We start from the raw sequence: 440 nt of genomic DNA, 5'->3' as shown, positions 1-440 counted from the left end.
ACATAAAAACCTGTTATTTATATATTCGCCAACAGATTTAAATTCATCAAAATCAACATTGAGATTTATATAATAATCCCTTTCAACAACATCAAACTCTTTTGATTTCAAAGAAGAATTTGAGTTTATAACTTTCGGCTTAATACGATGAAGATTAGTAGAGAAGTCTTTAAAAATAGGCCTTATTCCGGTTAATAAAGATAATTCATTTTTATAAAAACTAGATTCATCAATTCTCTTTTTGTTATCATGAAAATATTCTCTTGACATATGATCAGCAACAGCTCCCACCCCGCTATTTATTAATAGCTTATATGCAGTGTTTTTCCCATGCCAAAATTGATCCAATATCTTTACGTCATTTTTTTCATTACTACAAAAAGATGCTTTTGCTATTGAATATTTGTTATATGATAGTATCTCAGGCAAATATCCTAAGC

Annotated in this window: 1 protein-coding gene; it reads right to left on the bottom strand. The window is 28.2% G+C overall.

The genetic code is table 11. The features are described from left to right. On the bottom strand, positions 1-440 hold a 440-nt coding region (locus AB4623_RS24255), incomplete at both ends, for a hypothetical protein (protein ID WP_372147555.1).

Source organism: Vibrio sp. 10N.222.52.C12, assembly GCF_041474215.1.
Lineage (GTDB): Bacteria > Pseudomonadota > Gammaproteobacteria > Enterobacterales > Vibrionaceae > Vibrio > Vibrio crassostreae_C.
Note: the sequence above shows the minus strand (reverse complement) of the source record. Positions and strands in the feature narration are given on the sequence as shown.